The sequence below is a fragment of the Novosphingobium sp. fls2-241-R2A-195 genome (genome assembly GCF_030209485.1).
Taxonomy (GTDB): Bacteria; Pseudomonadota; Alphaproteobacteria; order Sphingomonadales; family Sphingomonadaceae; genus Novosphingobium; species Novosphingobium resinovorum.
The window spans coordinates 56,827-70,102 of record NZ_JARVRY010000027.1 but is presented as its reverse complement, the minus strand read 5'-3'; the positions used below and the strand labels follow the sequence as shown (position 1 = coordinate 70,102).

The 13,276-nt window shown below is 64.9% G+C and carries 16 protein-coding genes and 1 riboswitch; of the genes, 4 read left to right on the top strand and 12 right to left on the bottom strand.

The features are described 5' to 3' along the window. Positions 1-5: 5 nt before the first annotated feature. From QRN25_RS20180 to QRN25_RS20160, 5 genes are all read right to left on the bottom strand, one after another. Positions 6-431, bottom strand: a complete 426-nt coding sequence (locus QRN25_RS20180; RefSeq protein ID WP_008833131.1) for an MAPEG family protein — start codon at positions 429-431, stop codon at positions 6-8. 51 nt (positions 432-482) lie between these two features. Continuing rightward, entirely contained in the window at positions 483-1,007 is a 525-nt protein-coding gene (locus tag QRN25_RS20175) for a hypothetical protein (RefSeq protein WP_285021040.1), read from the bottom strand. Positions 1,008-1,173: 166 nt separating this feature from the next. Further along, positions 1,174-2,223, bottom strand: a complete 1,050-nt coding sequence (locus tag QRN25_RS20170) for a ribonucleotide-diphosphate reductase subunit beta (RefSeq protein WP_271182071.1) — start codon at positions 2,221-2,223, stop codon at positions 1,174-1,176. 212 nt (positions 2,224-2,435) lie between these two features. Next, the gene (locus tag QRN25_RS20165; RefSeq protein ID WP_285021037.1) at positions 2,436-2,858 is read right to left on the bottom strand and encodes a sigma-70 family RNA polymerase sigma factor; all 423 of its coding nucleotides are present in this window, start codon (positions 2,856-2,858) and stop codon (positions 2,436-2,438) included. Positions 2,859-3,149: 291 nt separating this feature from the next. After that, positions 3,150-3,410, bottom strand: a complete 261-nt coding sequence (locus QRN25_RS20160) for a hypothetical protein (RefSeq protein ID WP_271182073.1) — start codon at positions 3,408-3,410, stop codon at positions 3,150-3,152. Positions 3,411-3,665: 255 nt separating this feature from the next. Between QRN25_RS20160 and QRN25_RS20155 the strand changes: the two genes are divergently transcribed. Further along, positions 3,666-4,064 carry a nuclear transport factor 2 family protein gene (locus tag QRN25_RS20155; RefSeq protein ID WP_285021035.1) on the top strand — a complete coding sequence of 133 codons (399 nt, stop codon included), beginning with the start codon at positions 3,666-3,668 and terminating at the stop codon, positions 4,062-4,064. A 68-nt stretch (positions 4,065-4,132) separates the two neighbouring features. Continuing rightward, a riboswitch (cobalamin riboswitch) is annotated at positions 4,133-4,375 on the top strand. Positions 4,376-4,562: 187 nt separating this feature from the next. Continuing rightward, positions 4,563-5,615, top strand: coding sequence for a HoxN/HupN/NixA family nickel/cobalt transporter (locus QRN25_RS20150; RefSeq protein ID WP_502910483.1), 1,053 nt, complete (start codon positions 4,563-4,565; stop codon positions 5,613-5,615). Positions 5,616-5,950: 335 nt separating this feature from the next. Here the strand turns inward: QRN25_RS20150 and QRN25_RS20145 are convergent, their stop codons facing one another. The 5 genes from QRN25_RS20145 to QRN25_RS20125 all read right to left on the bottom strand — a co-directional run bounded on the left by QRN25_RS20145 (position 5,951) and on the right by QRN25_RS20125 (position 9,790). After that, positions 5,951-6,397, bottom strand: a complete 447-nt coding sequence (locus QRN25_RS20145; protein WP_285021031.1) for a hypothetical protein — start codon at positions 6,395-6,397, stop codon at positions 5,951-5,953. 190 nt (positions 6,398-6,587) lie between these two features. Next, positions 6,588-7,304 carry an alpha/beta fold hydrolase gene (locus tag QRN25_RS20140; protein WP_285021029.1) on the bottom strand — a complete coding sequence of 239 codons (717 nt, stop codon included), beginning with the start codon at positions 7,302-7,304 and terminating at the stop codon, positions 6,588-6,590. Between the two features lie 48 nt (positions 7,305-7,352). Next, on the bottom strand, positions 7,353-8,498 hold the full coding sequence (locus tag QRN25_RS20135) for a pyridoxal phosphate-dependent aminotransferase (protein WP_285021027.1): 1,146 nt from the start codon (positions 8,496-8,498) through the stop codon (positions 7,353-7,355). Between the two features lie 69 nt (positions 8,499-8,567). Further along, on the bottom strand, positions 8,568-8,993 hold the full coding sequence (locus tag QRN25_RS20130) for a nuclear transport factor 2 family protein (protein WP_271182079.1): 426 nt from the start codon (positions 8,991-8,993) through the stop codon (positions 8,568-8,570). Then, positions 8,990-9,790 (bottom strand): SDR family oxidoreductase, encoded by an 801-nt coding sequence (locus QRN25_RS20125; RefSeq protein ID WP_285021026.1) that lies wholly within the window; start codon positions 9,788-9,790, stop codon positions 8,990-8,992. Before QRN25_RS20125 ends, QRN25_RS20130 begins: the two co-directional genes overlap by 4 nt. 128 nt (positions 9,791-9,918) lie before the next feature. On the opposite strand from QRN25_RS20125, the gene QRN25_RS20120 reads away from it, so the two are divergent. Further along, positions 9,919-11,070 carry a sulfotransferase family protein gene (locus QRN25_RS20120; protein ID WP_285021024.1) on the top strand — a complete coding sequence of 384 codons (1,152 nt, stop codon included), beginning with the start codon at positions 9,919-9,921 and terminating at the stop codon, positions 11,068-11,070. Beyond that, complete coding sequence (locus QRN25_RS20115; RefSeq protein ID WP_285021023.1) at positions 11,067-11,591, top strand: P-loop NTPase family protein; 525 nt, start codon at positions 11,067-11,069, stop codon at positions 11,589-11,591. Before QRN25_RS20120 ends, QRN25_RS20115 begins: the two co-directional genes overlap by 4 nt. On the opposite strand, the gene QRN25_RS20110 is transcribed toward QRN25_RS20115, so the two are convergent. Both QRN25_RS20110 and QRN25_RS20105 read right to left on the bottom strand, forming a co-directional pair. Then, positions 11,588-12,397: an SDR family NAD(P)-dependent oxidoreductase gene (locus tag QRN25_RS20110; RefSeq protein ID WP_285021022.1), complete on the bottom strand. Its 810-nt coding sequence runs from the start codon at positions 12,395-12,397 to the stop codon at positions 11,588-11,590. The two genes, QRN25_RS20115 and QRN25_RS20110, sit on opposite strands and share 4 nt — an antisense overlap. 13 nt (positions 12,398-12,410) lie before the next feature. After that, positions 12,411-13,163, bottom strand: a complete 753-nt coding sequence (locus QRN25_RS20105; protein WP_285021021.1) for an SDR family oxidoreductase — start codon at positions 13,161-13,163, stop codon at positions 12,411-12,413. Positions 13,164-13,276 lie beyond the last annotated feature (113 nt).

Genomic DNA, 13,276 nt, shown 5'->3' with positions numbered 1-13,276 from the left:
GCCGATCACAGGCGGGCGAAGATCGACACCGCAAGGTTGATCCACAAGGCGAGCGTGAACAGCATGCCCAGAACGAAGGCCCCGCCCCGGTGCGCCGGGTTATTGTAGGTCATGTGAATCAGGCTCTGCACCACCCGCGCGGCGACGTAGCCCCAGGCGAAGATCAGCGTCCAGCGTCCCACGACCGCCACCACGAAAGCGGTGAGGCAGGCGGCGTAGAACAGCGTCGGCAGTTCGAACAGGTTGTCATAGTGCCGCACCGCCGCGCGGGCGCTTTCGGGCTCGGGCGGGCCGATGTGCGCGCGGTAGTAGTCGGGATCCATCGACTTGATGATACCGGTGCGGGCGACCGCCATGCGCACGAAAGCCACGAACGTCAGCGCGACCACCACCAGCATCGGCAGGAAAATCAGGGTCGGGTTATGGGACATGCGGCGGCCTCCTTCATGATGGTTCCGCGTAAGGGAGCGGGTATCGCCCGGTCAGTTGCCGGGCGTTGCAGCCGTATCCGGCGCCACGTCCGCAGGCGCAGCGGCCTCCGGTTCGTCCTGTTCGTCCGGGAGCGGACCACCCTCGGGGCCCAGCTTCTCCCAGTCCTCGTCGGCATCGGTCGGCGGCGGAGGCGGAGCGGAGGCGACGATCGGTTCGGGCTTGAGCCGGGATTTCGGGGTGCGGCTGGCGTAATGATCGGCGCCGTCCTTGCTGAAGGCATAGACTTGCGTGAACGGCACACGGTACTCGGCCGTCCCGTCCGAGAGGACCACTTCATTACCGGCGAGGCGTTCGACGGTGCCGATGGCGAAGCCGTCGTCATCGACGAGCGGAAGTCCGTGGACAAGTTCTTCGCGGGACACATTGCGCACGGTGACCGCGTTCTCGTCAAGCAGGGCGCGCTTGCCCGCCTTGCTGTCGGCGGAGACGGGGGCCGACGTCTGGGCGAGCGCCGGCGGGGCGGTGATTGCAGGAGCGAGCGCAAGCGCGCTCAGCAGCAGCATGGTACGGGGCAAGACCGTTTCTCCGGACAGAATTCTCAGGAGAAATGCGCATGAAGCACGCCGGTTGCCAAGAGCTACCCGCTGCGGGAGGCCGGAAACATCCGGCAGAATACGAGAAATGAGCCCCAGTCCGGCGGAAATGGAGGAAAAATTGCCCCCATTCCCGATCCGATACGACTTACTCCGCCGCCACTTCGCCGAACAGGCCGGGCTCGGAACCGTCGTCCACCAGCGGCTCGTCGTTCGCGCGCACCTTCTTGCGCGAGTCGAAGTTGGCCCACACGGTGTTCCAGTCGCCGCGCGTCGCGCCCTTCGAATATTCCGTGGAGCGCGTCTCGAAGAAGTTGGCGTGCTCGACGCCGTTGAGCAGCGGCTGCAGCCAGGGCAGCGGATGGTCCTCGATCAGGTAGATCGGCTTCATGCCCAGCTGGCCGAGGCGCCAATCGGCGATATAGCGGATGTACTTCTTGATATCCTTGGGCGTCATGCCCGGCACCGGACCCAGCTCGAAGGCGAGGTCGATGAAGTTGTCCTCGAGACGGATCGTGGTCTGGCACTGGTCGGCGATATCGTCCTTCACCGCCTTGGTGAGGCAGCCACGCTCTTCGCAGAAGGCGTGGAACAGCTTGATGATGCCTTCGCAGTGCAGCGATTCGTCGCGCACCGACCACGAGACGATCTGGCCCATGCCCTTCATCTTGTTGAAACGCGGGAAGTTCATCAGCATCGCGAAGCTGGCGAACAGCTGCACGCCCTCGGTGAAGCCGCCGAACATCGCCAGGGTGCGGGCGATGTCCTCGTCGTTGTCGACGCCGAACTTCTGCAGGTAGTCGTGCTTGTCCTTGAGTTCCGAATACTCAAGGAACGCGCCGTACTCGCTCTCGGGCATGCCGATGGTGTCGAGCAGGTGCGAATAGGCGGCGATGTGCACCGTCTCCATGTTGGAGAAGGCGGTGAGCATCATCTTGATCTCGGTCGGCTTGAAGACGCGCGCGTACTTCTCGTGGTAGCAGTCCTGCACTTCCACGTCGGCCTGCGTGAAGAAGCGGAAGATCTGGGTGAGCAGGTTGCGTTCATGCTCCGAGATGTTCTGCACCCAGTCGCGGCAGTCCTCGCCCAGAGGCACTTCCTCGGGCAGCCAGTGGACCTGCTGCTGGATCTTCCAGTAGTCGTAAGCCCAGGGATATTCGAAGGGCTTGTAGGTCTTGCGGGCTTCGAGAAGGGACATGGGCGGCTCCGGTGGATCGTCTGAAATTGCGTTCACCCACAACGCTTTCACGCTTGGGCGGAAAGGCCAGAGATAGGCAAGATCGCGCGCAAATCGAGTGCGTGAATCATCTTCCCACAGGAATATGTGGGGGCAAGGAAAAAGTGCAGCCCCAAGGGGTTGTGGGTGCGATTAATTTCGCCGCCCTCGTCCGAATCCCCGGATTGTGCCGGTCAGAGGACTTCGGCGACGCCTTTCAGGCTCTCTCCCAGCTTGTCGATCGCCTGCGCTTTCAGCTGGTGCACACGCGGGATCGAAACTTGCAAGACCTCGGCGATCTCAGCTAGGTTCAGTTCCTCGACGAAGTAGAGCTGCACGATCAGCTTGAGCCGATCCGGCGGGTCGGTGATCGCCGCGATGACCGCGCCGCGCATCTCGACATCGACCAGCATCGCGAAGCTGTCAGGCGTTTCCGTGGCGCAGGTCATCGACTGATCGGAATAGACCTTGTCAATCGGCTCGAAGCGCATCGGGCGGGCGGCGTCCTGCAGCGAAACCAATTCGCACTCGCCAATGCCCATCGCCTGTGCCAGTTCGTCGGGCCTCGGATCGCGGCCGAGCCAGCCCCGGAGCTGCGTCTCTTTGTCGGCCAGCATGCGGCGTCGCTCGGACGTCCCGCGCGTGCCCGGCGCGGCGCACGAGGTCCAACATCGCCCCCCTCACCCGCATCTTGGCGTAGGCGGCGAAGCCGTCCTCGGTCTGAAGGTCGTGCATCTGCACGCATTCGGTGAGGGCCGCCAGGCCCAACTGCGCTAGATCCTCTCCGGGCGGCCCGATGCCGTGGACGTACCAGGCTTACCGCTTAACCATCGGCAGGAGGCGGCGAACCCGGTCGGCCACGTTGCCCTCGTTAGCGCTGCGGGCGGAAAAGGACATCTGGTCGATATTCATGCGACCCAACTTTCTTCGGAGGCGCTTTCTTCAACGGGGGCGGAAAGGCCCATCGCATCATGGGGCCGGCCGGCGCAGCCGATCTCGTCGATCACTTCGATCGGCTGCGCCGCAGGCATTCGGAGATCGAGGGGACCAGGCACAGCAGCGCGGCGAGCGCGCGAAGTGCTGGGCTCCACCACTAGTGCCAGCGGCAGGGAATGCACGACGGCATCGCCGAAGACCGCTTCCACCGCATCGAGGGCGCGGCCGACCACGAAGCGCTAATCCCCACCGACCCGCATGACCCGAGGAACCGGCGGATTTCGGTGTCGGTGATGGATTGAGGAGGTGCGACTGACTGCTGGGGCTTCGACAAGCTCAGGGTGAGCGGCAGTAGCGCAAACCTCCAAACCCGCTCAGGCTGAGCTTGTCGAAGCCCCGAGCCCAAACGCATCCATTGCCACCGCGATGCCCCTCCCCTTGCTTCGCCTCCCGCATCACCACACCCTCCCCGCAAAAGGGAGAGCCTCATGCAATTCACCGGCCCCGCCGAGGACCGCGCCGCCATCCGCGAACTGATGGAGACGTACGCCGACGCCGCATCGCGGATCGACAAGGCGCAGTGGCTCGATTGCTGGGCGCCCGATGCCGAGTGGATCACCAGCCACGCCGAAGTCCGGGGCCACGAGGCCCTCTCCCGCACCTGGGACGATCTGTTCGCCACGATGGAGGCGATGGTCTTTTTCGCCATGCCCGGCGCGATCCAGGTTTCGGGCGACACTGCCAAGGGCCGCTGCCACGTGCGCGAAATCGCCCGGATCGAAGGCAAGGTGATGAAATTCGCCGCCCGCTACGACGACGAACTCGTCCGCCACGGCGGGCGCTGGCGCTTCGCCCGGCGCATTTACGCCATGAACATCGCCGAATAGCGCGCGCCTCTTGCGGCGGGACGGCCGCGCGATTAGGAAAGCCGCGTCGAAGCGCTCATCCCGAGCCTTTCGACAAAGATCGCGCCGGTGCCCCGCAAGGGGCTTAAAAGGGAACGCGGTGAGGATGTTCTCATCCAAATCCGGGGCTGTCCCTGCAACTGTAAGTGGCGAGCACGATGCATAGGCCGGTGCCCCGAAGGTGGACACCGGCAGCCACTGGGCCGGACGCTGCGACATGCGAGGCCACGGGAAGGCCATGCATCAAGCGATGACCCGCGAGCCAGGAGACCTGCCTGCGTCCGGTCGCTCTTGCCTTGGTCCAGGGGATGGCCGCGGCACGGAACTGTCCGTCTGAGCGACGCAACGTGCGGCGGGGGCCGCATCGGCGCGAGGTACGCCGGGCGCTGCCGCGTCCGTCCGGGGCCTCCCGTGCCGACCGCGCCGACGGCGCGGCAGTCCCCCGTCAGGTCGCCGACGCGAAGACGGATCATGACGCCGATGTCGCCTGCGAAAACCCCTCTAAAGAGCCGGATAACTGTGCTCTTTTCCATACTTGCCGCCGCCAACCTCCTCGTTTGGGGCTGGGCCTTCAGCCTGTTCCACGCCAGCCCGGTGATGCTGGGCACCGCCCTCCTCGCCTGGAGCCTCGGCCTGCGCCACGCCGTCGACGCCGACCACATCGCCGCCATCGACAACGTCACTCGCAAGCTGATGCAGGAGGGCCAGCGCCCGATCACCGTGGGCCTGTGGTTCGCGCTCGGCCATTCCGCCATTGTCCTGATCGCCGCGACTACCATCGCGCTGGCAGCAGGCACTCTCGATGATTTCGAGGCGTTCGGCCGCTCGGGCGGGGTGATCGCCACGATCATTTCGGCGACCTTCCTGTTCCTGATCGCGATCATGAACCTCGCGATCCTGCGCGGGGTCTGGCAGCGCTTCGTCGAAGTACGGCGCGGCGGGACCTATGCCGAGGAAGACCTTGACATGCTGCTCGCCGGGCGCGGGCTGATCGCGCGAATCCTGCGCCCCGTGTTCCGGCTGGTGCGCCATGCCTGGCACATGGCGCCGCTCGGTTTCCTGTTCGGCCTCGGTTTCGACACCGCCACCGAAGTCGCCATCCTCGGTCTGTCCGGCGCCCATGCGGCAGACGGGATTTCGTTGGGCTCGGTACTTGTATTCCCGGCGCTGTTCGCAGTTGGCATGGCGCTGGTCGATACCGCCGACGGCGTCATCATGCTGGGGGCCTACGAGTGGGCCTTCGTCAAGCCGATCCGCAAGCTCTACTACAACATCGTCATCACGGCCATCTCCGCCATGGTGGCGCTGGTGATCGGCTCGATCCAGACCGCCGCGCTGCTGTCGGAGAAATTCGGGCTGGAGGGCGGCGTATGGTCCGGGGCGGCCTCGCTTTCGGAGCAGTTCAACACGCTGGGATTCCTGATCATCGGCCTGTTCGTGATGTGCTGGTTACTGAGCTGGGCCGTGTTCCGTTGGGGCGGGCTGGACACGGTAGAGATGCGGGCAACGGCCAACCCACCCCGCTGCGACTAGGTCGCAAACGACCAACCCTCGTTCCCTTCCGCAAGCGGGAGGGAACGAGAGTGGATCTTTTTCAACGCAAGAAAGCTCGGACCATGAGGAACCACGGCCTTTTCGAATCTTCCGGGACAGGAAGGCTCTACATAACATTGCGTTATTAGTGCAGCAGCGAGAGGACGCTCTGCTGGCTCTGGTTGGCCCGTGCGAGCATCGCGGTGTGGCCCTTCGGTCGTCAATGCCTATGTCACCACCAAAGTGGACGGCGCACCCGTCGTCATCCCCTCCCGGCCGGGCTTCTGACGGGACAGTTCGGGGAAACCTGTCAGCCCGGCTGCCGGTTCAGGCTGTCAGTGAAGGCGGATGGAAGTCGAGGCCAACTGGACATCAGCGGCATGCGGCGCGCGCTCGCCCTTCGCCAGCACCGCAGCGACGTGCCCGGCCAGCATCGCCAGCGCAAGCGTCGAGCCCTCAGCAATGGCCTCCTCGGAGCCGCCCGGCGGCACCACGGTCGCAAGGCAGGTGTCGTGACTGCCGCGCGACAGCATGAAGGGCATGTCCGGGCCGATGATCTCAAGCACGGCGCTCATCGCCGCGCCGCATTCGAGCATCGCATCGATACGCACACGGTCGAGCGGTATGGCACCGTCGATGCCGACGCCGTCCAACAAGGCCAGCGCTTCGCGAATACGGTCGATCTCCTCGCACGCGGCACTGCCCGCGCAATCGTGGAGGAAGTCACGCAGACGCCTCGCATAAGCGCGATCGCCGCCGACATTGTTCGAAGTACTTGCCATTGCCTTATCGTTTTCTTTCGCGTCCGAAGGGTGCGCCACAGTCACCAGACGTGGCCCGGCGTCAATACGCAGTTCCATATAGCCCGGATTCGCTGTCCCACCTTGTTACATCTTATAGAGGCTAGGTGAAACACCCGTGTATTCAGGGCTGCGCAGACTCCTTGCGGAAATCCCCTTAGGGAAACCGCCTCTAGAGCCGCGCTATCGCGTCAAGTCTATCAGCCACCCAGTCCGGCTCGGTAAGCATCAGGTCATGTCCAGTCTCTATATCCCAGATCCTGCCGTGAGATCTCTCGGTCAGTAACTTCATGTCACGCCCCGATATTGTCGAGGTGCAGACGATATGGCTCTCCGGAATGGCGCGCATCGCGGCTTCCCGGGTGAGCACGAGGTTCTGCTCGAAGCATCGCCATGGCTGGACGGTCAACCGGGCATCGATCCATGGTCCCAGCACCGAATCGGTCACTCCGAAAAATGCGGCCATGCCGGGCATCGCCGCCATAACGACTCGCACGCCGTCGATCTCATTCAACCCTTGCCTGGCGCCATGGATGGCTTCGTAAGCGTGCTCGCAAAGTGATTCGCCGTCGCGCGGATAGGCCGCGTCGAGATAGACGCGGTGGCCGACACGTTCGGGTTTGCGGTCCGCCGCGCCGGTGATGACCATGTCGCCATAAATGTGGCCGACGAGGATCGCGTCAGTGAGATCCTCGAAATCCAGAAGCCCGGCGATGTCGGCAATGTGAGTGTCGAGATCGATCGTGGCGCTTAAAAGGTGCGCGCGGTCGGCAAGGCCGCTCAGCGACGGTGCGTACACATCGTGCCCGAGCGCCCGCAACCGCTGCGCTACCGGCTTGTAGCCCCAGCCGCCGTGCCCGCCGCCATGGACCCGAACGAAAGTCGACACGCCGCCCCCTGATTATGATCCACAAAGGATCACATCAGTGCGCTTGTGTCAGGCGCCGACAATCTCCTGGCGTGCCGCAAACCATGCGACCATGCGCTCGATCGCGTCCTCGATCTCGGGTGTGGAGACCGCGAAGCTCAGGCGGATGAAACGATGGCCGTCGACCGGATCGAAGTCGATGCCGGGCGCCGTGGCGACGCCGGTGTCGGCAAGCAGTTGGCGGCAGAAGGCGAAGCTGTCGTTGGTCAGGTGGCGGATGTCGGCCCAGATATAGAAGGCACCGTCCGGCGGCGCGATCCGTTGCAGGCCCAGGCGAGGCAGCGCCGCCAGCAAAAGCTCGCGGTTACGGGCGTAGCTCGCGTGGTGTCCTTCCAGTTCCTCGACGCAGTCGAAGGCTACCAGCCCGGCATGCTGCGCCAGCACCGGCGGGGTCAGGAACAGGTTGGCGATCCGCGCCCGCGCCGCGTCAATCAGGTGGGGCGGGACGACCAGCCAGCCCAGTCGCCAGCCGGCCATCGAGAACCACTTGGAAAAGCTGTTCACCACCAGGGCCTCCGGCACGTGCTGCAGCACGGAGTCCGCCGTCATGCCGTAGGTCAGTCCGTGATAGATCTCGTCGGAGATGACGGTGATGCCTTTGCGCGCACAAACCTCGGCGATGGCCGCAAGCTCCTCGGGCGCGATGACGGTCCCGGTGGGGTTCGCCGGGCTGGCGAGGATCAGTCCTTCCGGCGCCGGGTCGAGCGCGTCGAGCGCGGCGGCAGTGACCTGATAGCGCTCGGCCGGCCCGCAGGGCAGTTCGACCGGCTCGATGTAGAGCGTGCGCATGGCATTGCGGTACGCGACGTAGCCCGGGCGAGCGAGCGCCACCCGCGCGCCGGGACGGAACAGGCACGACAGCGCCAGCACGAAGGCCGGCGATGCGCCGCAGGTCAGGAACACCTGCTCGGGCGAAACCATGACGCCATAAGCTTCGGCATAGTGACGCGCGATCCGCTCGCGCAGTGCCGGGCTTTCCCAGTATCCGCCCGCCTCTGCATCCAGTACCGCGTGGGCGGCGGCGATGGCGGCAGCTGGAGCCCCCGTCGAGGGCTGGCCGTATTCCATGTGGATCACGTCGCGCCCCTCGGCGGCGAGCTCGTAGGCGAGACGGCCGATGGTGGTGGCGTGGAAGGGTTCGACGTGCGCGATCATGCCCGCCTGCTACGCGCAGCAAGGGCGCGATGCAATGCGGGCGCCTTGCGGGATCGGTGCGATGCGCGCTCAGGATGCGAAGACGGTGTAGATCCGCGCGTCGAACAGCCACCGGCCGTCCAGCCGCACGAATCGGTCGTGATATTCGCCGGTGACCTCCTTGTCAGTGCCAGTGATCCGCGCCACCATCATCGCATTGGCCCGCGCAGTATCGCCCGTGACCTCGATCATCAGGTTATGGATCAGCGGCACCGGATGCGGCCTTCCCTTTCCTTCGAGCAGAAACGCAACCAGTGCCTGCGGAGTGTCAAACCGCTGGCGCACGACGTGTTCGGCACGGTCCGGCGCACCGGAGCGGACCTCGAAAGTGCCCGTTGAAGCGAAAAGCTTTGAAATGTCCTCATAGGCCTCTCGCCGCACGGCGCGGGCATAGCCGTGAACGAGATCGGCGATGGCGCTTTGTGCCTCGATCCGGGCCAGGCGGTCTTCGGTCATGCGGCTGCCCCTTCACTCGCATCCCGCCGCTCGCAGGCGGCGCGGATCGCCGCGAAGCGAGGCTCGACGCTGCGCCAGACGCGGGTGTGAGTGACGATGCAGGGTTCGTCGGCTTCGATGCCCGCCAGTACCATCGCGCCGACATGGTCGGGCGTCACGCTGGAGAGCGGCATCGCCCCCGCATACTGACGGATCTCGCCCCCAACCTTGCGGGTGTTCTCGGCGAGGTTCGTGGCGACATAGCCGGGGCAAAGGAGCGACACGCCGACGCCATGCGGTGCCATCTCCTGCCGCAGAGCCTCGGTAAGCGCGGTCACGCCGAACTTGGCGACGGCATAGGCCCCCACGCCGGGCACGCTCGCGGTGAGACCGGCCTGGGAGGACGTATTCACGATATGCCCCCTGCCTCTCGCCCGCATGTCGGAGGCGAAAGCGAAGACGCCATTGGCGATGCCGGTGAGATTGATCGCCACGATGCGATCGAAGCTGGCAGGGTCCATATCCGCGAACTCGCGACCGTTGGGAGCGATGCCGGCATTGTTGACCAGTACGTCGACCGGCCCGAAAGCGCCCTGCGCCTCGGCCTTGGCCTGTGCCCAACCGTCCCGGTCGCGGGTATCGAGCATGACGCCGTGCACCGCCTCGCCCCGATCGCCCAGCACCGCGTCGAGGCGTTCTGCATCGATGTCGGCGATGGTCACCCGGATGCCCCTGCGGACCATCGCATCGACGATACCTAGGCCGATGCCGCTCGCCCCGCCGGTGACGAAGGCGTGCCGTGCCTCGCTCAAATCCATGGTTTTCACCTCTCCTGATCGCGACCTCGCCGCCTTGAGGGAATTTTGAAGAAGCGGGCACCGCCTTGCAATCGGCAACACCGCTGTTCATCACCGCCGGGACGATAAGAACAGGGAGATGCGCCGCCATGACTGTGGACGATGTGATCGCGGCTGCACGCAGCCAGACCGGACTGACCGAAATCGGCGACCCGGCCGCACTGGAAGGACTACAGAGGCTGATCGATGCCTATGCCGAAGAGGCACGCTTCACCGAGCGCGGCACGCAGCTCGCGCAGCGCGATCTGGTGAAGTACATGGCGGGCCGCATGCGGATCGAAGACTGGCTGGCCCGTCATCCCGAACTCCTCGAGCGCCCCGTCGAAAAGCCGATGTTCGTCTTCGGCCTGCCGCGCACCGGGACCACTCTGGTCATCAACCTGCTCGCCGCCGACCCCAAGCGCCGCTCGTTCCTGCGCTGGGAATCGCATGATCCGGTGCCGCCGCCGCATTTCCACGAACTGGCTGCCGGTCCTCGCTGGAAGGCGATGCAGGACCAGACGCAGGCCTCGCTGCAATACATGCCGCAGATCGCCGCTATCCATTATGAGGACGCGCATAGCCCGACCGAGTGCCAGTTCTCGACGACCTACTCGTTCTGTGCGCAGGTGTTCGAATCGCAGGCCGACATTCCGAGCTATCGCCACTGGCTGCTGCACGAGGCCGACTATCGTCCGGCGTTCTGCTTCCACAAGCGGCTGCTGCAGCTCCTGCAGGCCGAGACGGGAGGGCGATGGACGCTCAAGAACCCGTGGCACCCGTTGTTTCTGGATTCGCTGTACGAGGTCTACCCCGACGCGCAGCTGGTCATGACCCACCGCGATCCCGCCGACGTACTGGGATCCATCGGCAGTCTGATCGAGAACGTGCGGCGGATCTATTCGGACGAGATCGACCTGGAAGGCATCGGCCGGACCTTTATGGAGACCTTCGCGCTGATGATCGAGCGGCAGGACGCATTCCGCGCCGCCCATGGTGCGGATGCCATTCTGGACGTCCAGTACGTCGATGTGATGAAAGACCCCATCGGCACCTGTCGCAGCATCTACGACCATTTCGGCGAGCCGTTCACGCAAGAGGCAGCGGCCGGGATGGAAGCCTACATGGCAGCCAATCCCAAGGGCAAGCACGGCAAGCACGACTACTCGCTGGAACGCTACGGCCTCACGCGCGAGGGGGTTCATGCCGCGTTCGCCGACTATATCGAGCGCTACCGTATCCCCGTGAAACAGGGCGCATGACGCATCTCGGCAAGCGCTACGGCCAGCTCGTCCAGATGAGCTATGCCACGCGCGACATGGACGCGGCCCTCGCCCATGCCGAGACGCAGCTGGAGATCACCGGCCTGCGCCGCAGCGAATCCAAGATCGAGGTGCTGTCCTACGGAGAACGCCGCAGACTGGGCGTGAAATCCGCGATCGCCAACGTCGCTGGCCCTCGCGGCCTGCGCCAGTTCGAGATCATCGAGCCGGTGTCGGGCGTGACGGGTATCTACACCGACGCGGTGAACCTTTCGGCGCAGGTCCTCGCCTTTCACCACATCGGTATCGCCGTGCCGGGACCTTATACAGAATGGGGGGCCCTCCTCCACGACGTGCGCGCGAGCGGGGACGCGCTGGCCCTGCAGTTCCCCGCCGAACCGTCCGCCGAAGCCGGGATTTGCTTCTGCTACGTCGATACACGCGAGAGGATCGGCCACTTCACGGAATACCTGTGGGCCGACCCTTCGCTGGCGGGAATAACGGTCGCGCCCTGGCTCTAGGTGCCGTCGCTATTGGCGCTGACGATGCCGGGACGCTCCGCGCCCATGCCCGAGAAGCCGATCGAATAGCCACCGTCCACCGGCAGAATCACCCCGGTGATGTAGGCGGCCTCGTCGCTGGCGAGGAACAGGGCGGCGGAGGCGATATCCTCGGCGCGGCCCCAGCGGCCCATCGGTATCCCGGCCAGCGTGGGAAAGCCCTCCGGCGGCGCGTCGTGCGATTTCGATGCCTCGACCAGTCCGGTCCACATGGTGCCCGGGGCCACGGCGTTCACACGGATGTTCCGGTCCGAATAGTCGAGTGCCGCGACCTTGGTGAGCTGGTGCACGCCCGCCTTGGCCGAACTGTAGACGCCGTGGTGCTTCCACCCCACCACCGCCGAAGCCGAACTGGTGTTGACGATCGCACCGCCGCCCGTCTTCAGCATGGATTCGATACCGTACTTCATGCCCAGGAAGACGCCGCGAATGTTGGTGGCGTGAACCTTGTCCCACAACTCGGTCGTCTGGGTATGCAGGGGTCCCATCCCGCCGCCGAAACCGGCATTGTTGCACAGCACGTCGAGCCGACCGAAACGCTCCTCGGCCCTGGCGATCATGGCCTGGACTTGCGCCTCGCTGGAGACGTCGCAATGGATCGAGACGGCATCGCCACCGAGATCGGCCGCAACCTCGTCTTCATTGCCCGAAATGTCGGCCAGCAGCAGCCTGGCTCCTTCCGCATGGAACAGCTGCGCCATCGCGCGCCCCATCCCGGAACCTGCACCTGTGATTATGCAGACCTTGTCCTGAAGCCTTCCCGCCATTTTCCTTCTCCCTTCAAGCCGATGTGTCGATCGTCGGCCGGATCGATATTTCCGAGATGTTCGTGCGGCGCGGCATGGCGAGGATGAAGACGATGGTCTCTCCGATGTCGCGGGGCTTCACCGCACCTTCCTTCGCCACATGCGCCTGGATCGCGGCGCGCCAGTTGGGATCGGAGATGTTGTCGCCCACTTCGGTCTCGGTCGCGCCCGGCATCAGCGTCGTGACGCGGACGTTGCGGGCGCCCAGTTCCTGCCGCATGCCATCCGTCATCATGTTGACCGCGTGCTTGCTGGCGGAATAGGCGCTGGTCATTGGCCCACCCTTGCGACCGGCGAGCGAGGAGATGGTGATGATGTCGCCCTCCCCCTGCTCCAGCATGTGCGGGACGGCGGCAGCACAGGTATAGACGGTGCCCATCAGGTTGATGTCGATGACTCGCCGGTAGATCGCGGTGTCGCAGTTCTCGATGCCCCCCGCCTCCATGATTCCTGCCGAGTTGATCAGGATGTCGATGCGCCCCAGCTTCTCGACCGTCTCCCCCACCGCGCGGCACGCGTCGTCCTCCACGGTCATGTCACCCGGAATGGCCAGCGCCGTTCCGCCCTCCGCCTCGATCCGGGCGACTAGGCGCGACAATCGCTCCGTCCGGCGCGCCGACAGGACGACAGCCGCACCGGCTTCCGCCAGGCACAGCGCCGCCGCCTCGCCGATGCCCGACGAGGCCCCGGTCACGAGCGCGACTTTTCCTGCAAGGGGTTTGGTCATCGGCGGCAATCTCCCGTTCGTTTTCGTATGCATTGGCTGGCCCCGAGCCGCCGCACAGTCAACGGAAAATGCTGAACACCTGCTATAATCGCTCAGGCGCGACGGAGAAGATG